We start from the raw sequence: 23,129 nt of genomic DNA on the forward strand, positions 1-23,129 counted from the left end.
TTAAAGAGATTTTATTTGAGCAGCTCAGATACTCTTTTGCCATAGCCGGGGTCAGCTTTAGTGAAATGCTCTAATTGCAACTTGATAATCCTCTTATCAATGCCCTTCATTGTGCCAGCGATTGTTTGGCATAGGCGCTCTTTTTCATCACTTTTCATCAAGCGATACAAATCCCCTGCTTGTGTGTAGTAGTCATTATCCTCAGCTCTATAATCCCATTGCGCCAATTTAGTTTCAGATTCAAAATGCATAGGATCCAAGATAGGCTCTTTTTGCTTCCAGTCATCTGTGTAGCCATCTAGCATACTTGGCTGGTAGTTACGCATCGAGCCATACGCACCATTTGTCATATAGCCATCACGCACTGTGCTAGAGATTGGGAATTTTGGTGCGTTGATTGGAAGCTGGTGGTGATTAACCCCTAAGCGATAGCGGTGCGTATCTCCATAAGCGAACAATCGCCCTTGTAGTAATCTATCTGGACTATACCCAATCCCGGGCACTATGCTTGCAGGATTAAATGCTGCTTGCTCGACTTCTGCAAAGTAATTTTCTGGATTCTTATTAAGCGTCATAATGCCTATTTCAATAAGCGGATAGTCCTTATGACTCCATACTTTTGTAACATCAAACGGATGGAATCTGTATGTTTTTGCATCAGATTCTGGCATCACTTGGATTGACACTCTCCATTTTGGATAGTCTTTTCTCGCAATAGAATCATAGAGGTCGCGTTGGTGAGAATCCATATCTTTAGAACGTAACTCTGCAGCTTGCTCGTTGGTGAGATTCTTAATGCCTTGTAATGTATGGAAGTGGAACTTCACCCAAAATCTTTGATTTTTCGCATTGATAAGGCTAAATGTGTGGCTACCATAGCCATTCATATGTCTGTAACTCGCTGGAATTCCTCTATCACCCATAAGATAGGTTACTTGATGCAAAGATTCTGGAGTTTGCGCCCAAAAATCCCACCAAGATTCTGTGCTTTGGATATGCGTTTTTGGGTCTCTCTTTTGGGAATGGATAAAATCAGGGAATTTATAAGGGTCGCGGATAAAAAATATAGGTGTGTTGTTTCCTACCAAATCCCAGTTTCCTTCTGTCGTATAAAACTTCACTGCAAATCCTCGTGGGTCTCTTACTGCATCAGCAGAGCCAGATTCTGGAGCGACGGTTGAAAATCGTATAAACATAGGCGTTTTTGTGCCTTTTTTAAACACTGCTGCTTTTGAATACTGACTAATATCTCTTGTGGCTTCAAATACTCCATGTGCCCCACTACCTCTAGCATGCACCACACGCTCTGGAATCCTCTCCCTATCAAATGCAGCAAGCTTTTCTAAATACCAAGTATCTTGCAAGAGAAGCGGTCCTCTAGGTCCTACGCTCATTACATTTTGATTGTCTGCTACGGCTCTACCTGTGGTAGTTGTCAATTGTTTAAATGCCATTTGAGTCTCCTTATGATTTATTGTTTAAAGGCTCGGTAATTATTAATAATTTTTATTAATTGATATTAAATATCTTAAGATTTTTTGGAGGTATTTTTGAGACAGATAGAGATTTTATTTTGTGATTGGGGGTTGCAGAAATTTGGTGGTATCCTTGTGAGGATACGGATGTAGATTCCCAAGTGCTAGAAATAGAATCCTAGGCTAAGCATTCCATTTACTATTGTATAGCTTTTGGTGTTCTCTATGCTTGCACTAACGTGGGTGAAATAATCTCTGTATTGCCAACGAACATTGGCACCAGCATAGACACTAGAGGTATTAAGCGAGGCAGTTTGCACAAAGTGCTGTGAATTAACGAAGTCTTTAAAGCTTGCACGTGATTGGATACTATCAAGAAATCGGATTGTATAGAATCCAAATACAGAGAGATCTAGCTCATTTAATCCGATAGGCAATGTGTATATTATATGTGCGCCTAGCGATGCACCCATTGCGTTGTATGTGGCTGCCTCTCTCTTGATGGCAAATATTTCTCCGCTTTCCTTGTATCCGCTTTGGCTTACCCCGCTGGCATTGGTAAGTACCATAGGCTTTAGTGTGAAGTTCTTGGTCAAAGCGATGTCCTTGCTTAGGCCTAGCTGTGCAAAGTAACTAGTTGTATTGTATTTTGCGCTAGCATTGCCTGCGCCTATGATGGTGCGTGTAGCAGTGTTATTTCTTAAGCCTATACTAGTGCTTCCTAGAAGTGAGAAGCTTCCTAGGTTATATATTATGCTCGCACCAAGTGAGTAGGTATTTCCACCGCGTTCAGTGTAAGTATGGCTAGCCGTATTTTTTGCATAGTCGCCAAACATTCCTAAAATGATGTTGTTTTGCACACGAGCTTTGTATTGTAGTCGCGTAGAAAGCGTGCTTGCAGTGTAGTTCTTATGATTCATTTTGGAATAGCTGGTATCAAGCGTCATTTGCTGATTCTTTGGAGTGCGGAATGCATTAGCTAAGACATTTTGCATATAACCCGCACTAGCTAGCCGTATAGGTGAATTCTTGCTAGCGCGAAAGGTATTATCCATAGGCGTTAAGATAAAGCCTAATGAGGTGAAATTATGGTTTTGCTGGGCATTTAACTCATCAGCAATGGTGTCTAGAGATGCATTTTCAGCGATAGAATCTAGTGTGTTGGAAAATGTTTGCCAATCTACGAAATCCAGTCGTTTGAAAAACTCATCATAGACAGTATTGCCCTGCGTGTCCTTATAAATAGAAGAGAGTGCGTGAGATATTTCACTTGACATAGTAGTTTTGAGTGCATCAGTTTTGAGTTCAGCAGTTAGTGTCTGTGTGGTCTGGTCAAATTTGATACTAAGTGTGCGTGTATCAGTAACCTCTATATTTGAGAAATTTGCGTTATTTGCATTGGTATTCAGAAATGCCAGATTGAATTTTAGTGAATCCCCAGATTTTATGCGTTCGCCGTCTTTATTATATACAGGGAGAAGCTCAAGCGTCCCGCCTTTGATGTCGTAGTTTGTAGCTTTCATATCAGTATGCATAGTATTGCCATCTTTGCCTTTAATGAACCCTATGACAAGCTTGCCTTGATTATCCTGAGTGTATTTGCCTTGAATATCTAGTGTTTGTTGTTCTTTAGAGTCTTTGAGCGAAGTGGTATCAGGGGTGAATCCTGCATAGACAATACCACTATTGTTATTGACTTCACCTTCTAATTTACCATTACCTCCTAGCATACCGCTATCTTTGAGAGTAACATTTGTGATTTTTACTGGATTATTAGCAGTAAGAAGCGTATTGAGATTCTGTGTGGAGTTGGCTTGGTTTGCAGTGAGATAGGCGCTTGTAGAATCTGCTAGTGTGCTTTGGACAAGGAGCAAACCTTGATTGCTAATTTCTGCACTCTCTGCACTGCCTTGTAGAGCATGGATAACACCACCATCTTTAGCGTAAAGATTCTGTACTTTGACATTGTTATGTAATATCACAGAGCCACCATTGATTGCTACGACATTTTTGACTAGGACATCATTTGCAGCTTGTGAAGTTTGAGGCTGAGCAGCTTGGGTTTGAGTAATCTGAGTATTTTGAGCTTTATTATCCTTGCCTGTGAGTTTAAGCACACCCTTATCTTCAGCATAGGCATTACTTTCTTTTAGCCAAGCTTTGATTTCTAACACACCTTCTTGCACTCTTGTTGCACCTTTATAAGTGGTATCACCCTCTAGCACAAGCATGCCACTACCCTTTTTGATAAGGCCGATTTTCTGTATGTCTTTGATTGCTTCTGAGGGTGAATTGAGTGCGTTTTTGAGATGATACTTATCGTTGTATTCCTTTTGTCCTATAGTATTTGTGAAAGTATAGGTGACATTTGAATTATCTGTTTTATAGCCTGTGTCTATAGTATAAAACGCTTGTTTTTCCAACTTTTTATCAGCGACATCATAGAAGTTTGCCACATCTTCTTTATTCATTCTATTAGCATCAAGAGTTGCGATTCCACCCAGTGCTTTATTGGCATCCACTATGCCTTGACCGATAATTTCTTCTTTTTCCATATAGACCACTGAAACTGGATATGTTGTATCTTGTTTTGCTACATCTAAATCATTTTTTAGCACCTCTTTTGTGATAACTTCTACAACCCCCTCATCATTATCATCTCTTTTATAGCCCATTTCTTTGAGATCTTTTTTTAAAACATCAAGTTTTATTTTATCGCCATCTTTAGCAGCTTTATAATCATTTTCTTTTGTATAAATCACAGTCCAAAAAGTATGTCTTAAATTTGGTGTTACATTTTTCATTATTATCATTTTTGGAAGCTCGACATTCTTATTAGCTGTTGTGAGAAGTGTATCAGCTACTTGCTTGGCTTTTAAGAAAGGGTATTTTTGCTGTATTAGTGCGGCTACGCCTGTTACATAAGGTGTAGCAAAGCTTGTTCCTGCAGAATTTCTCTCTACTAATTCTTGATCTATTTGATTGTTGTTAGAAGTATCAGCATATCCATATCTCCCATTTGCTGTGATCAAATGCTGACTGGGAGCAAGTAAAGCATACAAAGATGACCCACCTCTAAAAAGATTACTATGAGCAAAAATTCCTTGTTTTTCGGTCAGGATAAATGCCATTTTCTCGCTTATAGTCTTTTTATGCTTATCGGTGGTTATATTTGCATTCTTGTATTGTTCTATAAAATGTTTTCTTTCCTCTTCGGTAAAAGAATCAAATTTCAGTGACCCATCATTATTTTTGGTAACTTTCTCAGGGTTAAACCCACCTACAACAATAAGTTCTCTATAGCTTTCATCATAGGTTGGCAAGGTTGAATTTGCTCGGTTTGAAATGATTCCATCGTTTCCAGAACCAACAATATTTAATACATCATATTGCTTTGCAAGGTCTGCTAGAATCTGTGCGTGCATCATACTTTGCTCTGTTTTTAGCAGCTTTTGGAAGTCATCTACGCTTATATTATCTGCACTACTATAATCCCCGTTTATAGATTCAAATCCATTGCCCCATTTGCGATTGATAAGTGGAAAGCCAACATCACTTGCATAGCTGTGATTGATAATCCTTGCACCAGCTTTAATCATCGTTTCTGTATCACTTTTGAGATGTTCAAATCTGTAGGCAGGAGATGGATTAAGATAGGCTAGTCCAAAGTATTTTGTATCATATGCTACGCCTTTGAGGCTTTCGTGATTACCAGTGATAATGGATGCCACTTGTGAACCATGCTGTGTCCTCCCTTTATCAATTGTGAATCTAAAAATCTCATTGGGGTCTAAAACACTATTGATCAATCCAACGTCTTTGCCTGTTAGTATAGGGTTAAGAGGGTTAAACACACCATCTATGATACCTACGACTACGCCTTTGCCTGTAATGGTTGGATTATTCCTATAAGCATCATACAGATTTATAAGTTCGTTTGGTTTAGTATTTGAGTTACCTACTGCATCTGCAGCGTTTGAAGCCAGCATGGAAACAAAGACTAACGAAAGCGAGAAAACAGTAAGTTTAGTCATTTTACTCATCCTTTCGTTTTTGTTGAGATCTTCTTTTAGGGAAGATTGTACTTTGATAACGATGTAATTTAATAAATTTCGAAATCAAAAATAGAATCTTGGATAAGAGAATTTTCAAAAATTTACACTCCCAATCTCGCTTTAAAGCCTTCTTGTTCTATGAGACATTTTTGCTCTGATAAAGCTTACCTAGCCTATAGCCTACATAGCTCCACACTATACTAAGCCAACTACCGCATAAAAGTGCTATGTGTATGCTGATACTAGAGAGAAAACCTTCAATCTGCGCACTTAGAGCATCTCCTCCACGATACACAACAGAGTCTAAAAAATTTTTCACTTTATATTTCTCGCTTACACTTAATGGAACAAAAAGCATTTCTCTGCCGGGTTTTATAAACGCATATTCCCCTATGCGGCGGATACACATCACAATGACAAAAGGCATAAAGCTAGGATGTGTACAGACTAAGAGTAAAAAGCCAATCCCCACAACACAACCAAGCACAGATAAAAGTGCTTTGATTCCAAAAAGTTTAGCAATCTTAGCGGTGAGGAAAAGTTGGATAAATAGACTTGAGAGCTGTACAATTAATTCAATCCTAGCAAATATCTGCGTCCTTGTTTCTATACTGAAAAATTGTGCTTTAATCACGCGGGCTTGCTCCATATACAGAAATGTACTAATACTTGTTAGCAGAATAATAAAGCATACCAATAACATGAGATAGCGAGATTTTGCAATAAGAAAGATTGCTTCAAGTGGATTCTTAGAGCCTATGGGAAGAGAGAAATTCTCGTTATTTTTTATAAGCTGATATTTGCACCCAAAGGCTAAAAGGAGACAAAGAGTAGAAAGCACAAGAAAATTTCCAATACCAAGGAAAGTCACAAGCAGCCCAACCAAAAATGACCCGCAAATACTACCTAAGCTTGCTCCTGCAGCCAGAATACCAAAAAGCCTTCTGCTAGAATCTACTCCAAAAACATCTGCTAACACACTCCAAGCAATAGATATAATAAATACATTAAACACGCTCACCCACACAAAAAACACCCTACATAGCCACAAAAACATGTCGCTTTCTCTGTCAATAAAATTAATAGCGATATAAAAACCTATAAGATTTGAAATAAAGAAGGCAAAAAGACCTGTCGTGTAATGTCGTTTTTTGATATATGAACTAAGAGTTATAGCAAGAAAAGAGAATAGACAAATAGTGATAAATGTCGCCAAAAAGAGCCATTTAAGCTCATTATGATGCCCAGTGAGTGCTAGTGCATCGCGTAGAGGGCGCAAGATGGCATAAGACAAAAAGACCAAAAATACAAGCGAAAAACCAAAGATGAGATGTTTTCTTTCGCTTGATTTGAGAGAAAGTATATTGCTGATTTGTCTCATTGTGTGCCTTGAAGCATTTGGATATAAAAAATAGTAGTAGATATTAATTAATAAAAATTATTGATTAGTTAAGATCAAAGATTGTTGGGTGTGGAGTTAATTGAGAAGTTTTTGTATGTGCCCATTGCTTGGACTGACAATACTAAAAAATGCACTTTCAATCAAGAGTTTGCTAGCAGCTGCACCATGTAAATATCCATTAGCACCGCAGTGCATTACACAAAGATTTGCTAACTCATTGACAAGAGGTATAAGGTCAAATTTGACACGCAATACAGAATCTAATGCGTCTGTATCGTGTATTTTGTCTGCTAAGTAGAGTATTTGCTCGCGTAAAGATTGCAATCTTGATTGCAGAGATTGCAGATATTCTTTTTGCAAATAGCTTTTGGCTATCTCTTTGATTGCGCATTCACCTAGTCCTAGTCCCATGCCACATTGCATTAACACAAATCCAGCAGTTATCTTTGGCAGAATATCGCTTGCAGCATTACTTAAAATATTTTCCTCACTGACAAAATAGTCTTTAAATATTGTTGCAAAAGTACCAGAGCCTTCGTAGGCAGAAAATGGTGGTGTGGGTTTGAGTTTGAGAGCTTCATTACAATGTATAAGCGCAAAAACGCAGTTTTGTGCGCAAAATGTAGAATCTTCAATCTGCGCAATGACAGCAAAATAATGTCCCACTTGTAAATTTGACACCCACGAAAGCGTGCCATTGATTATGATTCCATTTTCCACATATCTTGCTTTAAGGCGTATTTTTTCTAGACCCGCAAATGCTTTGAGTGGGTTTGATAAACCAGTGCCGCCTAGAATCTCCCCGCTTGATAGTTTGGCAAAAAGCTCCTTTTGGCTTGGTTTAGGATTACAAGAATTCAGCAAATACCATATAAGACTTGCCTGCGCCCATACACAAAAGCCTGTGTTGCCACAGACTTTTGACACCTTAGCTATATTCATAGTCATTTCAGCTAATCCAGAAATGCCTCCGCGCATAAACGCACTATAAAAACCATTTTCGCCAAGTTTGCGCAAGATTTCACCAGGATACATACCTGAGTGGATTTGCGCGCGTAATGGTTTGAGTAGAGCAAGTGTAGATTCTATGGGCGCATGCTGCATTCTAAGCCTTTACTTCCAAATCTACTGCGCGTAAGATTGTGTTTGCCACCGGAGAATATTTTGTCGCATGTGCGATCAGTTTGTCTTGGACTTCTTTTGAAGCATCAGATTCAAGATTGACTTTTACACGCACTGATGTAAAACCTAATGGTTTATCTTTTGAAAGATCACCTGTGCCCCAAACAGCAGTAATGTTTAAATCGCCCTCTAGCTCTAGTTCTAGCTTTGTGATCACAATATTTTGTGCGATTGCATTGGCGTGGATTCCCACCGCCAGACAACTTCCAAGTGCTGCAAGCACTGCTTCGCTAGGATTTGGTGCAGTATCATCACCAAGCAAGGTTGGTGGCTCATCCACAATATATGCTGGTAGGTTACGGATATAGTTTGCATGGCGGAATTTACCTTCTGCAACGGTTTTGCATTTAAGTGTTTTGATCACCTCCGGATTTGCCTTACCATCTTTTATGAGCTGTTCTAAGCCTGCCTTATCGATTGGATCTAAACGTGTGCAACTTGTAGCTACGACTTTTTCCATAATTCATCCTTTTATTTGGTTTGTTAGTTGCTCAAAAAGCAACTAGAGATATAAAATCTCTAGAATCAATGGAGGACTTCCACAGATTCTAGAGACTTCTTAAGTCTTAAATCACATATTCTAAAGAGAAACGGTGTGATTTTAACAAATGGGCAATTTCGCGTTTGAGATTCAAGAACTCCAAGCTATTACGGTCATTTTTATCGATATTAATAGCAATATCTGCAATGATATTTTTATGGATTGGAGAGAGGATAATCACGCGAGAACCCAAATAGATTGCCTCCTCAATATCATGGGTTACAAAGACAAAGGTTGCGCCAAGTTTTGTTGCGATTTTGAGCAATTCCTCTTGCAGACTATTACGCGTAAAGTTATCAAGCGCGCTGAAAGGCTCATCTAAGAGCAAGATTTTTGGCTGAACACTCAATGCACGCGCTAAGCTTACGCGCTGTTTTTGTCCTCCGCTTAGGTGTCTAGGATAGCGATTTTCAAAGCCATATAGATGTGTGAGCTTAAGATATTCTTGCGCCTTTGACTTGGCAGTCTTTTTATCCAAGCCTTTGGCAAGTAGCGCAAACATCACATTCTCTAGCGCACTTTTCCACTCTATAAGCGCATATTCTTGGAATATTTTCACGCAATCCTTTGTTTTGCAGCATTTGTCAAACTTTTCTCCATCAATGACAATTTCCCCATAATCAAAATTTTCAAATCCGCCAATGAGATTAAGCAGTGTGCTTTTACCGCAACCACTCGCCCCAAGAAGAGTAATAAATTCACCCTTTTGGATACCAAGATTTATAGAATCTAAGACTTTTTGTGCACCATAGCTTTTTGAGCAATTATTGATCTGTATTATGTTCATTATTTCACCCCTAGAGCTTTGAGGCTGAGATTTTCGATTCCTGTGAAAAGCAAGTGCAAACAATAGCCAAGTAGTCCTATCCAAATCATGGCTACAATCACCATATCAGTCTCTAGCAAGTTGCGTCCATCAGCTACCAGATAGCCTAGTCCGCTTTGAATCCCAAGCATTTCTGCAGCTACAAGCTGTATCCATGCTACAGAAGCTGCGAGTTTAAGGCCACTTGCGATATGTACAAATGCTCCGGGTAAGACAATTCCTTTTGTGATTTGCCATTCGCTCGCGCCAAAGTTCTTTGCCATCGCAAGTAAAGTGGGGTCAATCGACCTCACACCTGCGATTGAAAGCGCAAGTGTCGGGAAAAACACTGCATATCCTATGATAAAAATCGCACCCGGATTTCCTATACCAAGCCATAGTACGATGATAGGAAGCCACGCAATTGGCGAGATTGGGCGAAAAAGTTGGATGAAAGGCTCTAAGAGGATTTCAAGTGGGTGCAATCTTCCTAGGAGTAACCCCAGCACACTTCCTAAGATTCCACCAATGCAAAGCCCGGCAAAAAACCTCCATAAAGAATCAATGATCGCTTGGAATAAAATGCCGCTTTCACAGAGTTCTAGGAATTTATAAAATACTACGCTAGGAGGCGGAATACTATGCTCGGGGTTTGCTTGGAAAGCTCTTTGAGCTACTATCTCCCAAAAAATCAAAAACGCTATAAAAAGCACAACAGAGAGAATTCTCCATTTGCCAAAAACTCCTTGCATACCATTCCTTTGGTGATAAAACATTCGTAGATTCTAACTCAAGAGGGCTTAAACTCACCTAACCTAGATTATTTTAATGCTTGATCGATAAAACGAGAATCTACAAAATCCTCAAAGCTTGTTTTGAAATCGCCAATATTAAACTGCTTGGAATCTTGTATCGTTCGGTTTAAATCATCTTGTGTCAATTTCAGATTCTCATACACTACGCGCCTGTTTTCGTGCAATAGTTTTGTGATAAGTTCAGGTTTTTGTCCTAAAAATTTTCTACTCACAGCTGCTGCTTGCTCTGGCTTTGTTTGAATCAAATAAGAGGTTTGCAAGAATGCTTGCACTAATGAAAAAACAGCGCTCTCTTGTGTGTTTAAAAGATTGTTAGATAGAGCAAGCACACAGCAGATGTGATTATTTACAATATCTTTTGAGAGGATGAATACATCTGCGAGATTGCGTGTTTGCGCAGAGATACAAAATGGCTCTGCCACGATAAAGCCATCAATACTGCCATTACTAAGAGCAGATAGCATCTCAGGTGGCGCCATATCAATGAGTTTGAGGTCTTTTGGCTCTAGGCTGGCTTGTGCTAAAAGCTCACCAAGCAGGAGATAGTGTGTAGAGAATCTACTAGGAATGGCTATCTTGCGTCCTTTAAGCAAGTTTGGATCATGCTTTGGTAATGATGGATTGTCTAGGAGTCCTTTTTTTACAACAAGAGCCGAGCCATTTCTGTGGGCTGCTAGAATCGCTTTAAACTTTGCACCCTGTTCTTGGAGTTTGAGTGCTAATGGGGTAAGGATAAAGGCTCCATCGATTGCTCCTGCGCGCAGTGCTTCGCTCAAGTCCGCCCAAGAAGAAAACTTCAAAGGAGTGAAATTAGCACCTTTGAGTTCTTTGGCGATTATAAGCAAATGATCTGTAATGGGCAAATAGCCAATTTTTGGTACTTTCAGAGTGCTTGCATTTAGTAAACTAAATCCTCCAAGTGCGCTTGCACCACCTAATGAGCGTAATCCCAGACTTGAAATAAGTGCTCCTGAATGATAAAAAAACGTTCTTCTGTCCATAAAGATCCTTTTTTAAAAAACCAAAATTACTAGAGTTTGTAAGGTGTACTTTGATACACATAAAAATTCAGCCAATTAGCAAACAATACGCTTGCGCTGCTACGCCATGACAGAATCGGTGTGCCATTTTTGAGATAGTTTTTAGGTGTAGCGATTGCTAATCCTTTGTCTAAATCGCGTTGGTATTCATTGAGCAGAGTATCTCTTGCATACTCTGGATGTCCGAGTATAAAAATATTCTTTTTGTCTTTTATGACGCTAGCACCGCTGGATCTGCCTTTTAAAAGAGTTGTGAGCGCTTTGTTGTTGCTTAACTGTGATTGGTTTATATGGCAGTGTCTTGAATGCGGAATCTTTACTAGCTCATCAAGCCCATTGAGTAATGCATCCTCACAGACTTTGGTATGAGGAAAAATTCCAAAAAGCTTTTGTTTCAGCGGGGTTTTATTGATTCCGTAAAAATAATAAAGCCCTGCCATAGCACCCCAGCACAGATACATTGTGCTTGTGCAATTTGTATCTAGGAATTGCATAATACTCACAAGTTCTTTCCAGTACTTCACTTCTTCGAATTTGAGATGCTCTATGGGTGCTCCTGTAACGATTGCTCCATCAAATCGTTGCTTTTGCACATCTTCGAAATTGACATAAAAACGTCTAAGATGACTTAAGGGTGTATTTTTGCCTACATAGCTTTTGGTTGCAAGTAAAGTTATCTCTACTTGTAATGGCGAGTTAGCAAGCAAGCTAAGAATCTGATTCTCTGTTTCTATCTTGGTTGGCATAAGATTGCATACCAGTACGCGTAATGGACGAATGTCTTGTGTCTGCGCACGTTTATTGGCCATCACAAAAGCAGATTTTGCAAGAATCTCAAAAGCTGGAATATCATCAGGAATAATCAAAGGCATGCTTCCTCCTTATGTCTTATTTTCGATCAAAGCTCTATATCTTTTGCTCGCTGGATTCTCTATCCTAAATTCAGAGATAGGGGCGTAAGTAAAAAGTGTTTCTTAAGGCACTATTGCAAACGCTCTTACAGGAAAGCCTGGATAGCCCTCAAATTTTGGCACACCAATGATGATAATCCCACCAACTTCTGGCAATAAAGTGAGATTATTGAGAAGTTCGATCTGGTATTTGTCTTGGTCTAACACAAATTTTTCACTCTCAAAAAATTTATTTTTTATCACATCAGAGCTTGCATCAGTGTCAAATGTCTCATGTCCTATAGCAGTAGCACCTCTTTCATTTAACACAAAATCTAGTGCCTCAATGCTCCAGCCAGGAGTATGGGCTACACCTTTAGAATCTTTATTGTTAAAATCCTCTTTGCCCCATTTTTTGCTCCACCCACTTGCAAAAGCTACAAAGCTTCCTTGTGGGATCTTTCCATTGACTTTCTCCCAAGCCAAGATGTCATTTTTCTTGAGGATAAAATCTGGATTCTTTTTGACTTCTTTTTCTTTATTTATAACTACAAGTGGCAAGATAAGCTCTTTGAGCTCGATTTGCTCTAGAGTTCTTTTGCCATCTACAAAATGCACAGGCACATCTATATGTGTTCCATATTGGGTAACAAAGGAGTTTTTATAGACGAAAAACCCATCATCTTTGACTTTATAGAGTGCCTCTTTCTCTAAGCTAGGGAACGAACCAAATCGTGGGATAGATTCATTAACAGTATGAGTGAGGTCTATCCACTTACCTTTTTGTAAAGTCGCTAGAGCTTTTTGAATCTCACTCACTTTAGCCTCCTTGCCCATGCTTAACGTAACAAATCCAGTAAGCAGTATTGCTATTAAAAATATTTTTTTCATAAGTTCTCCTTATTTTTTGATGACACAATCAAAGTACTCGTTTCAAATCTGCTATCAAATCGCTTACAGATTCTAACCCTACACTTATGCGCACTGTATTTGGTGTGATGCCTGCTGATTTGAATTCAGCCTCGCTTAGCTGCGAGTGTGTCGTAGAGTGTGGGTGGATAATAAGCGATTTGGAATCCCCGATGTTTGCGACAATGGAAAATAACTCTAATGAATTACAGATTTTGAGTGCGTGCTCGTGGCTTTTGGCTTCAAAGCTAAGCAGCCCACTTGCTCGCCCATTTTTAAAGTATTTCTGCAAGAGAGTATGGTAAGGACTATTTTTGAGTCCTGGATAGCTTACTTCGCTCACATTTGGATGGGATTGCAAAAATTCTGCAATCTCTAGTGCGCTATCACTATGGCGATTGATACGCAATTCTAAGGTTTCTAATCCTTGTAAGTGATTCCAAGCATTTTGTGGACTTAGAGTCGCACCAAGATTTCTTAGCCATTCGATAATAAGGCGAATACAAAAGATAGGCAATGGAAGATCAGCATATATAAGTCCGTGGTAGCTTGCATCTGGCGTGTTGAAGGCTGGGTATCTTGGATTGCCTTTGATGAGGTCATTTAACCCATTGCGCTCTATTACCACGCCACCAAGCCCGCTCCCGTGTCCGTTGATGTATTTTGTAAGGCTATGTATGCTTATATCTATTCCATAATCAAATGGTCGAAACAAAAAAGGCGTTGCCACGGTGTTATCACATATATTCACGATTTTGTATTTTTTTGCAATATGTGTGATGGCTTCCACATCGGCAATAGCAATCTGTGGATTTGAAAGAGATTCAAAAAAGATAGCCTTGGTTTTAGAATCTATGACCTTTTCTAACGTGCTGATATCATCTATATCAAAAACCCTCGCTTCAATACCAAAACGTTTTAGAGTATGCACGAAAAGCGTTTGTGTTCCACCATAGAGTTTGTTTGAATACACGATGTTATCACCTGTCTGGGCGAGGTTTACGATACTGTAAAAAATCGCGCTACTCCCACTTGCAGTACCTACAGCAAATGCACCATCCTCCACTGCTGCTAGTCGTCTTGCAAGCACATCTACACTAGGATTTGTCAAGCGAGAGTAGATGTTGCCTAGTTCCTGTAAGCCAAAGCGTGCTGCTGCTTGTTCTAAGCTTTCAAAACTATATGCTGTGCTTTGATAGATTGGCACGCTGAGTGTGCGCTGTGTATCGTATTCATAACCTGCATGTAATGAAAGCGTGTTTGAAGTGAAGTTATTGCCACTAAAATTTGCCATTTTTTATCCTTTAGAATTGGTTTTGTTAAAATCCTTTAACGACAGAGATAATATACATATTTTTAAAAATACGATATGTGTTTATTAAAAATTTGCAAAATATTTAGTAAATTTGTTACGAATATACTCATAAATGGAATGGGCATTTTTTTTGCTTTGACCATTTAGTATAGAGTTCTTAAAATTTTGTGATACTTCATAAACAATCTGCACATCCTGAAGGGGAAGACCATGCCGACGTTGAAATATATTTTTGTCTTTTGCACAATGATACTGCTTACATCATGTGAGGATGAGCTAGTACCTCCGCAACAACCCACACCCAAACAAGAAGTTCCACAAAGTATCCCTGAGCAGATTCCAGCACCTGTGCAAACTCCGCCTCCACCTCCAGAACCAGTTACGCCACCTCCAGCACCTGAGACACCACCACCTGCGGCGCAAACTCCACCAGCACAACCACAAGAACCTCCAAAAGAGGTTGTAAGCTTTAATCCCCATAAAAATCCATTTACTAAAGGAACGCAAGAATGGATTGCTTACAACAACAATAGTTATGTCAGATTCTATAAATCCTATTTTTCTAAAAAAGCTTTGCAAGAATGTTACGCGACTGTTCCTGATGTGTTTTTGGCTAAGGGTGAAGAGCCAGAATTGATCAGAATAGATTCTTTGGATGATGCGAGATTGAGAAACTTCCAAGAAAGTTATTTGCTCATGATTATGGGGGGATCGGCTTTCTCTGCGGCTTTCATTCCAGATCCAGAGGAGGCGCTGGTGCTTGCCCGCGTTTTGAGGGCAAAGTATGTGCTGTTAGAAGAAAAATTGCTTGATGAATATGCTATCTTTCAAGAGCAGCAAATCCAACTCAAACGCATGGAAGCGTCATTTTGGATAGGTGGTGACAGGGAAGATCCATACAATTTCACGGGTTGCACAAAACTCAATCGGGAGTTCAAATATATCAAGGAAGATATTCGATAATTTGTCCTGAAACTGCTTATTGATCAAGCTTTGAATGAGTAAAAAGCAGAGTATTTTGATTACTAGAAAGTTTGAATTCTTCTATTCCATCAGCAAAAGGAGCAGTAAATGGTATTGGGCATAGTTGGCACTGGTGAGCTAAGGCAAGAGGTTTTGGATTTGGCATTGGAAATATTTGAGACTTCTTTAAGTTATAAGACTTGCGATAAGAGTGCCTTGAGTGATGTTATTCGAATAGGAGGGGGGGGGGTAATTTAGATTATTCCTTGCAAGAGAAACCACAAGATAATCTTACAAGAGAGAATTGCAAACTTCTCGCCGAGCATCACTATCCTACTACACCACAAGTACTATTTATAGACGGTGTTGCCTCAGAAAGAAGCATACAAGGCTATAAATCCATCACACTATCACAGGCGATTGCACGCTATACTCCTAGAGAAATACATTTTGTTATCGCTGAGACTGATTTAAGCGCGAGGGAAAGAATCTATGAAGAGATAAAATCTAGTGGCTACAATCTTGCTACACTCATCCACCCCAGTATCATCTTAGGGCGAGATTCTCTTGTGGGTGAAGGCTGTGTGATAAATAAATTCTGTCATATCTCATCTTATGTTACATTAGAATCAAATGTCTTTCTCAGCCCATTTGTCATAGCACAATCCCATTGTGTAATCACTCAACACAGCGTGATAAAGCCATATTCAATAATCCAAGATAAAAACCCAGAGAGTCTTTACGTCATTGGTACAGGAGGCTTTGCAGCAGAGGTAAGCGAATATATCCAGCAAGAGAATGCTTTTGGAATCTCAGGATATTTTGATTCTATAAACGCAAGTAACCACCAAAAATATGGCTTTAAAGCTCCCTTTTTAGGAAATGAGAAAGAATATGCGTTTGACAATGCAAATGTTCTTATCGCAATAGGGAATCAAAATGTCCGTGAGAGGATTTATAAATCACTCAAAGACAAAGGTGCTAGGTTTCCAAGTTTTATTTCCCAGAAAGCTAATGTCTCAAGGCATGCGTTTATTGGTGAAGGTGCAGTGATTTGCCCCTTTGTCTGTATCACCTCTAATGTGATTATTGGTAACAATTTCCAAGCAAATATTTATTCTTATGTCGCGCATGATTGTGTTTTGGGCGAGAATATAACGTTATGTCCGGGCGTGAAGATAAACGGAAATGTCCATATTGGAAATAATGTCTTTATAGGTGCTGGGGCGATAATCCATCCTGGAAAAAATACGCGCCCGTTGGTTATAGGTAATAATGTAACTATTGCAGCGGGTTCTGTGGTGACCAAAAGCATACAACCAAATCTCACTGTATTTGGCTCTCCTGCGGTAGAAATGACCTTAGAAAACATAAAAAGGCGGATGCGATGAAAATAAATGAGATTAAGATTGGCATGAGAGAATCGTATTCTCAGACTATCACTGATTCTGATATTAAGGCATTTGCAGGGATTTCAGGTGATAGGAATCCGCTTCATGTCGATGAAAAATACGCAAAAGATTCAAGATACAAAAATAGAATAGCTCATGGGCTTTTGAGCGCATCATTTTTTTCGGCGATATTTGGGACAAAATTGCCAGGTGAAGGTTGTGTATATGCCTCACAGGATCTAGTCTTTAAGTATCCTGTGTATTTAGGTGATACGGTGGTAGCAGAGGTAGAAGTGATAGAGATTGATGAAAAAGCGAAAAAAGTCAAATTCAGAACAACTTGCAGAGTAGAAAATAGAATCGCAACTGACGGCTATGCAGTGATATTTGTTCCCTGAAAGCTACTCTGGTTTTTAGGTGCTTCAATAAATGAGGAGCTGAGGATGTATGAAGTAAGGCCGTAGTACCAAAATAGGATTTACATACCCGAGTAAAGTATATTTCGCTTAGTATGCAATGATTTTGTGGTGTGACATGTGGGAGTGTGAGATTCTGCCATACTCAATACAGCCCGGTATGGGTTGGTTAATCAAGATTTTGGATTTGGATTTCATAGCCAGTTTGCTTCGGTTTATCCAGAATGATAGGCAATTATCAGTTATTGGCCTAAGAGTTCAAATTAATCAATCAATCATAGAAATTAGATTTGGGAAGAAATCACTGTTGTATGTCTTTGTGTGAGGTGAAGGCGATATATTCATATTTTTAAAGAGTTGAAGTTAGCAAAGAACTTTCATGTGATAATACAGATAGGTAATATCTTTGGCTATCAGAGCATAAGTAGAACACGAACAGATGGTATTTATCACTTTCTGTATGCCCACTATGCGTAGCGGGGATTTTATAGAATGTCTGCTACTTGAGTAATCGTGTTTGGATACAACAAATTATATTCACACAGAGAGTGTTTTTTTTTTTTTTTTTTTGCATTGCAGAGATTGTGGTGTGGGATTAACCTATATGATTAAGAAAGATTAAAATTGTGTTGTTTGTGTGTATGGCATATGCAGTTTTTAGGCAACAGGTGGAAATCGAGAATACCAATGTAGTTTTTTAAGAAGCCTAATACACGGATGGTGTTTTCTTGGAGTATTGGTTGCGGGAGATGGATTTGAACCACCGACCTTTGGGTTATGAGCCCAACGAGCTACCGGACTGCTCTACCCCGCGATGAAACCAAGAGATTATAGAAGTGGCTGGGGTAAAAGGATTCGAACCTCTGAATGCCTGGACCAAAACCAGGTGCCTTACCGCTTGGCGATACCCCAACGAAGGCCCGCATTATAGTTGCTCTGGTATGAAAAGTCAATAAACGCCTAGTTGATTCTATAGTGCGCGCCAAGGCTCTTTTTTCTCTTGAGGGCGGATTGGATGATGTTGCGACAAACAAGCAAACGTAGCTTCAGCATGCGTCCGATATTTGATTCCAGCATAACCTCTATTCCTCCAAGTGCTGTATTAAGACTGTCTTTACTTCTGATGATTCCTACTTTCTCCCACATAATCTTTCTTATAATACCTTTCAGCTTAGAATCCCCTTCTTTTTCAAGCACCATCTCCTGTTTGAGAAAATGTCTTGCGGGTTTTTTTCTCATATTGTGAGCAATCTCAAGTGCTGCACTCTTGCCAAATACAAGTCCTTCTAGCAGAGAATTTGAAGCAAGGCGGTTTGCTCCATGCACGCCATTGCAGGCACATTCGCCAATGGCATAAAGGTTTTGCATTCCTCGCACTTTTGTATTATCTGTCAGAATCCCTCCCATGCAATAATGGAATGCTGGTGAAATGGGAACCAATGCCTCAGGGATCTGTAGCTTACAAGCACTCAATTCACGAAAGACATTAGGGAAACGTTTTGCAAAAGAATCTTTTGTAAAAGTGCGTAAATCCAAAAATGCACGTTCTTTGTGTTTGGCACAATAATCAACAATAGCGCGTGCAACAATATCTCGTGGAGCTAATTCGCCTCTTTTGTCGTATTCGAACAAAAAACGTCTGCCGCAAGAATCAATCACCATCCCACCTTCACCGCGCACAGCCTCACTAATCAAGTGCTTTCTCGCGCTTTTTGCTCCGATATAAACTGTTGGGTGGAATTGCAGCATCTCCATATTTGCAAGTTCTAAACCATGTTCAAGGATAATACCTTGCATGTCACTACTTATAGTGGAGGCATTTGTATGGTATTGGAACAACCCACCAATGCCTCCACTTGCAATTACAATATGATTGCTATAAATCTGCACCATCCCTTTTTTTGTCTGCACATTCACGCCATAGCACACATCATCTTCTATAAGTAGATCTACCACACAAGCACTTTTCCAAAGTGTGTGCTGCAAGGAATCAATCAAAAATGTATGCAAGATTCTGCCTGTAGCATCGCCTCCAGCATGTACGATTCTAGGCAAGGAATGACCACCTTCTTGCGTGTAGCTAAGATTATTGTGTGTATCTCTATCAAAATCTAATCCACTCGATAAAAGTTCATCTAAGACGATAAGACTATCTCTGCTGAGTTTTTCGACACTCTGGGGTGTATTATGCTTAGCACCAGCAAGAATCGTATCTTTTACATGCAAGGCAATATCTCTCTTATCCCTTGCTACGCTTATCCCACCTTGGGCATAAAAAGTATTGCACTCCCAAGGTTCATTTTTGCATAAAACCAATACTTTCAAGGATTTAGGGAGATGTCTAGCGCAATATAATCCTGCAACACCTGCACCAATGATGACAACATCATAATAAAGCTTTTCGTATTCCTGCACTTTGTAGTTGTCCTTAAACAATGACTAAGAATCGCATCAAAAGTCGTAAGTTTCTTTATTTTCTGGGATTATTTCGAACTGGATGTCTTGCATGGGAGAAGAATCTGTTGTGCCATTGTCATTTGTATAAAATGGTTTATTTTTGTAACCACAGCCTCCTAGCAAAAAAGACACTAGCAGGAGTGTTATAATCACACTATGAAAAGTTCGAGGCATATCATATCCCTTCTAAAACGTCAATCAGAATTTTTGCAACTCGGAATTTTTGCTGAAATCAATCTTTTTAAATCCGCTTTTCTTACGCCACACTTAAACAAACAATTAAGTTTTATTTATTTTAAGAATCAGACATTATTTTTTGTTGCTAAACATCCTGCTTTTTGTCAAGAGTTCGATTATACCCGCAAAGGCATAATCCAAACTTTAAGGATCTACCCTGACAAATTCCCCAATCTCAGCACATTAAAAGATGCTAAGACTTTTCTTTCGCGCAATACACAATTTTCAAGACCCCAAGAAACCATGCTATTACATCACCAGAAAATCCAAACTTTTAAAGAACGCTCCGAGGGTGAATTTACTAATTATTGTACAGATCCTGAACTCTATGAAATCTTTGAACATATAAGAACAAATATCAAAAAACTCTCATAGAATCTGGCATAAAAATTGCTAAGAACTCGATAAGAATTAATATAGTTAAGGATTCTTGTACAAATATGCAGGGTTTTAAGCGCAAAGTCTTGGCACTTTTTATTTTGTTACTTTTAGAACTAGTAGTGTTTATGGTATTTCATATACGCGAACGCACACTCTTAAAAGATAATCTACAAACAGCTCAGGGGATCTTGCATGAGATTAGCAATGACACAAAGTTCTCAGATTCTCTTGCTTATAGTCAAGACTTGCTTGACCAACTTGATTTTTTAGGGCAGATAGACAAACATCTCTCAGCTCTCTTACTTCAGCCAAATGATAAGCGAAGTCTTGCATTAGTCGTTGCTATGACAAGAAGTTGGAATGAAAGTTTTGTAAAAAGTGATATAGATGCAAAAGCTTATCATGCACAAATAGCAAATTTGCTTGAGAAAAATCCCAAAATGCTTGCAAAAGGCTTACAAGATGTATTTATGAAAATACATGCGCTTTTGCTTAATAGAATATATGAGCATTTCAATCTGCTAATAGCAGATTCCCAAGAAAGTATCTTTGATACATCTTTACAGCAAATAAAACAAGACAATCGATTGTTACATTTCATTTTTATAGCTCTTATGGGATTTCTAGGGTTTTTTATCGTAGGGCTTATGGTGAGTGTGATAAAACATCTCAAAACTTTCACACAAACTATTGACTGGACTACAAACAAACTTACTGAGATTGTACAATCAACTCAAAGCCCACGATCTCTAAGTTCTCAAAATACACAGTCTGCACATGTTTCTAATCCATCCAAACATATCCAATCCTTGCTGCAAGCCATAGATACAAACATACAAGCACAACGATGTACAGATAAAGAAAAGACACAAAAGCTCACACAGCTCTCCAGCCAAATCATGCAATTAGAATCTCAACTACAAGGTATTTACAAACAGACAAAAACCAATATAACCAAAAATACAAATCGTATAAGAGATATAGAATCTGCGACAACTAAACTGAAAGATTCTTACAATCAACTCACTAACGAACATTTCAACAATACACATAGCACTTTAGAAAGCTTATTAAATAAGCTTGATTCAAACTTTCAGAACCAAAATGAGCTTAGTATAAAACTCCATAGCCTCTCATCAAGCATTGAGCAAATAAAAGGCGTGCTTATGTTCATTAACAATATCGCGGGTGAGACAAATCTCTTAGCGCTTAATGCTACTATTGAAGCTGCTAGAGCTGGAGAGCATGGACGGGGCTTTGCAGTAGTAGCTTCTGAAGTAAATAAGCTAGCCCAGTCTACACAAAAGAGCCTCAAAGAGATTGAAGTAAGCATCAAGCTCCTTACAACAAATATCGATGAGATAATGGTTTTATACGGTGATCATACAGACATGTCAAATAATCTCATCCAAGATAGCAGACAGTCACAAGAAAGCTTGCAGACTATGAAGGATTATATAAACACGACTAGGAAAAACCTCAATATACAAAGCGAAGATACTTTAGAGATTTGCAAAATAAGTCAGGAATTGTGCCAAGAGTTTGATAGCATTACTTTCCAACTAGAATCCAGTCTGCAAAAATTCTGAAAAGACGCTACAGTTTGTAAAAAATCCAACAAAGCTTTTCACAAGTATGCTAGGTTTATTGCAAGGAGGCTTATAAATGACGAAATATTTTTCACTCTTAGGATTTGTGTTTGGTTGTTTTCTTGTAGGGTTAGGAATAGTCTGCATGCTATATCCGACCAAGACAATGCTTACCATCAGTCTTTTTGCAGCATTTTTGGTGTTTCTTGTTGGTATAGGATATGTCTATTATTATTTCCATAGCTTTAGACGCTTATATTGGATTCTTATCGATGGGATAGTTTCTATTGTCTTAGGGTTTGTCCTTATGGTTACATTGTTTTTTGGCGGTGATTTTGGTGAAAATCTGCTTTGCATTGTACTTGGATTCTGGAGTATTTTTAAAGGTGTTGTATGGATATTGGTAGCTCTAAATTTACGATACTCTACTGGATTTATCCCATCCCTTAGTGTGGGAATAATTTTGAGTGTCTTAGGATTAATTTTTGTGGTATTTCCTGAGATTTTGGCATTTTTGCTTAGCGTCGTGATTGGCTTGAGCTTGATTATTTTTGGTAGCGTGGTATTTGGATTCAGTTTTAGGAGAAAAATTTGAGAGAAATAGTGCTTGTAGGAACAAGATCTAGCCAAGAGATAAAAAGCCTTGTTGTGAGTGAGATTGCTCTCAATGAAATACCACCAAATGCTTTACAAAATATCGATAGCTTAATTTTCACTTCCAAATATGCAATCACAAGCTTGATAGAGTCTGCAAAGAAACATCCAGATTTGCAAGTTTGGAAAGATCTGCCAAGCTATGTAATTGGTGGTGCTAGCGCAAAAGAATTAGAACTTGTTGGTGCGAATATTGCATATATTGGCAGTGATGGATATGGGACGAGTTTCGCACAAGAGCTTACTGCTTTGCTTGAGAATAAATCTCCATTATACTTGCGGGCGCAACATATCGTCTCAAAGCTTGACGAAAAACTTCTTGGTGCAGGTGTTAGGCTTAGGCAAATCATTGCTTATATTAATCAACCAAAAAAATTGCCCCCTTCTCTGAGGCCTAAAAGTCATAGTGTGCTTATTTTTGTTTCACCCAGTGCATTTGTATTTTTTAAACAGATATTCGGGTGGGATGCAAATTACATCGCAGTGGCTATTGGGATGACGACTTTTAGCACATTTGATTCTGATATCATGGCTTTTGTAAGTTCGCGTAGAAGCATTGATGCCTGTATAGAGATGGCCAAGGATTTAGCCCAGAGGATACCTTAAAGCCTT

The 23,129-nt window shown here is 38.8% G+C and carries 21 protein-coding genes and 2 tRNA genes; 8 read left to right on the plus strand and 15 right to left on the minus strand.

Translation table 11 applies throughout. From position 1 onward, the window contains the following. Positions 1-11 precede the first annotated feature (11 nt). From CCY97_RS02075 to CCY97_RS02125, 11 genes are all read right to left on the minus strand, one after another. Positions 12-1,454: a catalase gene (locus tag CCY97_RS02075; protein ID WP_112063837.1), complete on the minus strand. Its 1,443-nt coding sequence runs from the start codon at positions 1,452-1,454 to the stop codon at positions 12-14. 185 nt (positions 1,455-1,639) lie between these two features. Then, entirely contained in the window at positions 1,640-5,509 is a 3,870-nt protein-coding gene (locus CCY97_RS02080; RefSeq protein ID WP_181562788.1) for a S8 family serine peptidase, read from the minus strand. Positions 5,510-5,666: 157 nt separating this feature from the next. Then, positions 5,667-6,911 (minus strand): MFS transporter, encoded by a 1,245-nt coding sequence (locus CCY97_RS02085; RefSeq protein WP_112063839.1) that lies wholly within the window; start codon positions 6,909-6,911, stop codon positions 5,667-5,669. A 96-nt stretch (positions 6,912-7,007) separates the two neighbouring features. Continuing rightward, entirely contained in the window at positions 7,008-8,036 is a 1,029-nt protein-coding gene (locus CCY97_RS02090; RefSeq protein WP_112063840.1) for an acyl-CoA dehydrogenase family protein, read from the minus strand. Between the two features lies 1 nt (position 8,037). Continuing rightward, positions 8,038-8,574 carry an OsmC family protein gene (locus CCY97_RS02095; protein WP_112063841.1) on the minus strand — a complete coding sequence of 179 codons (537 nt, stop codon included), beginning with the start codon at positions 8,572-8,574 and terminating at the stop codon, positions 8,038-8,040. A 106-nt stretch (positions 8,575-8,680) separates the two neighbouring features. Next, the gene (locus tag CCY97_RS02100) at positions 8,681-9,442 is read right to left on the minus strand and encodes an ABC transporter ATP-binding protein (protein WP_112063842.1); all 762 of its coding nucleotides are present in this window, start codon (positions 9,440-9,442) and stop codon (positions 8,681-8,683) included. Further along, positions 9,442-10,212, minus strand: coding sequence for an ABC transporter permease (locus tag CCY97_RS02105; RefSeq protein WP_181562789.1), 771 nt, complete (start codon positions 10,210-10,212; stop codon positions 9,442-9,444). The genes CCY97_RS02100 and CCY97_RS02105 overlap by 1 nt, the downstream gene beginning before the upstream one ends. Positions 10,213-10,280: 68 nt before the next feature. Then, entirely contained in the window at positions 10,281-11,276 is a 996-nt protein-coding gene (locus CCY97_RS02110; protein WP_112063844.1) for an ABC transporter substrate-binding protein, read from the minus strand. A gap of 29 nt (positions 11,277-11,305) precedes the next feature. Then, a complete protein-coding gene (gene metA, locus CCY97_RS02115) occupies positions 11,306-12,187 on the minus strand; it encodes a homoserine O-succinyltransferase (protein ID WP_112063845.1) in 882 nt (293 codons plus the stop codon). A 102-nt stretch (positions 12,188-12,289) separates the two neighbouring features. Next, entirely contained in the window at positions 12,290-13,096 is an 807-nt protein-coding gene (locus tag CCY97_RS02120) for a cyclase family protein (RefSeq protein ID WP_258456861.1), read from the minus strand. 28 nt (positions 13,097-13,124) lie between these two features. Continuing rightward, the gene (locus CCY97_RS02125) at positions 13,125-14,408 is read right to left on the minus strand and encodes an aminotransferase class V-fold PLP-dependent enzyme (protein WP_112063846.1); all 1,284 of its coding nucleotides are present in this window, start codon (positions 14,406-14,408) and stop codon (positions 13,125-13,127) included. A gap of 231 nt (positions 14,409-14,639) precedes the next feature. On the opposite strand from CCY97_RS02125, the gene CCY97_RS02130 reads away from it, so the two are divergent. The 4 genes from CCY97_RS02130 to CCY97_RS02140 all read left to right on the plus strand — a co-directional run bounded on the left by CCY97_RS02130 (position 14,640) and on the right by CCY97_RS02140 (position 17,181). Continuing rightward, complete coding sequence (locus tag CCY97_RS02130; protein WP_112063847.1) at positions 14,640-15,392, plus strand: hypothetical protein; 753 nt, start codon at positions 14,640-14,642, stop codon at positions 15,390-15,392. Between the two features lie 108 nt (positions 15,393-15,500). Then, positions 15,501-15,650 (plus strand): hypothetical protein, encoded by a 150-nt coding sequence (locus tag CCY97_RS08190; RefSeq protein ID WP_181562790.1) that lies wholly within the window; start codon positions 15,501-15,503, stop codon positions 15,648-15,650. Between the two features lie 8 nt (positions 15,651-15,658). Continuing rightward, entirely contained in the window at positions 15,659-16,783 is a 1,125-nt protein-coding gene (locus tag CCY97_RS08375; RefSeq protein WP_220091883.1) for an acetyltransferase, read from the plus strand. Continuing rightward, the gene (locus tag CCY97_RS02140) at positions 16,780-17,181 is read left to right on the plus strand and encodes a MaoC family dehydratase (RefSeq protein WP_112063848.1); all 402 of its coding nucleotides are present in this window, start codon (positions 16,780-16,782) and stop codon (positions 17,179-17,181) included. The genes CCY97_RS08375 and CCY97_RS02140 overlap by 4 nt, the downstream gene beginning before the upstream one ends. A 755-nt stretch (positions 17,182-17,936) precedes the next feature. Here CCY97_RS02140 and CCY97_RS02145 read toward each other — a convergent pair. From CCY97_RS02145 to CCY97_RS02160, 4 genes are all read right to left on the minus strand, one after another. After that, a tRNA-Met gene (locus tag CCY97_RS02145) sits at positions 17,937-18,013 on the minus strand. A gap of 23 nt (positions 18,014-18,036) precedes the next feature. Next, a tRNA-Gln gene (locus tag CCY97_RS02150) sits at positions 18,037-18,111 on the minus strand. Positions 18,112-18,159: 48 nt separating this feature from the next. Then, entirely contained in the window at positions 18,160-19,614 is a 1,455-nt protein-coding gene (locus CCY97_RS02155; RefSeq protein WP_112063849.1) for an FAD-dependent oxidoreductase, read from the minus strand. 36 nt (positions 19,615-19,650) lie between these two features. Beyond that, positions 19,651-19,830 (minus strand): hypothetical protein, encoded by a 180-nt coding sequence (locus tag CCY97_RS02160; RefSeq protein ID WP_112063850.1) that lies wholly within the window; start codon positions 19,828-19,830, stop codon positions 19,651-19,653. A 33-nt stretch (positions 19,831-19,863) separates the two neighbouring features. On the opposite strand from CCY97_RS02160, the gene CCY97_RS02165 reads away from it, so the two are divergent. The 4 genes from CCY97_RS02165 (at position 19,864) to CCY97_RS02180 (ending at position 23,123) form a co-directional block, all read left to right on the plus strand. Further along, complete coding sequence (locus CCY97_RS02165; RefSeq protein ID WP_146744489.1) at positions 19,864-20,268, plus strand: hypothetical protein; 405 nt, start codon at positions 19,864-19,866, stop codon at positions 20,266-20,268. Positions 20,269-20,333: 65 nt separating this feature from the next. Then, positions 20,334-21,863 carry a methyl-accepting chemotaxis protein gene (locus CCY97_RS08550; RefSeq protein WP_112063852.1) on the plus strand — a complete coding sequence of 510 codons (1,530 nt, stop codon included), beginning with the start codon at positions 20,334-20,336 and terminating at the stop codon, positions 21,861-21,863. A 76-nt stretch (positions 21,864-21,939) separates the two neighbouring features. Beyond that, the gene (locus tag CCY97_RS02175) at positions 21,940-22,458 is read left to right on the plus strand and encodes a DUF308 domain-containing protein (protein ID WP_112063853.1); all 519 of its coding nucleotides are present in this window, start codon (positions 21,940-21,942) and stop codon (positions 22,456-22,458) included. After that, positions 22,455-23,123 (plus strand): uroporphyrinogen-III synthase, encoded by a 669-nt coding sequence (locus tag CCY97_RS02180; RefSeq protein WP_112063854.1) that lies wholly within the window; start codon positions 22,455-22,457, stop codon positions 23,121-23,123. The genes CCY97_RS02175 and CCY97_RS02180 overlap by 4 nt, the downstream gene beginning before the upstream one ends. Positions 23,124-23,129 lie beyond the last annotated feature (6 nt).

This window comes from Helicobacter sp. 10-6591 (assembly GCF_003288805.1).
Taxonomy (GTDB): Bacteria; Campylobacterota; Campylobacteria; order Campylobacterales; family Helicobacteraceae; genus Helicobacter_F.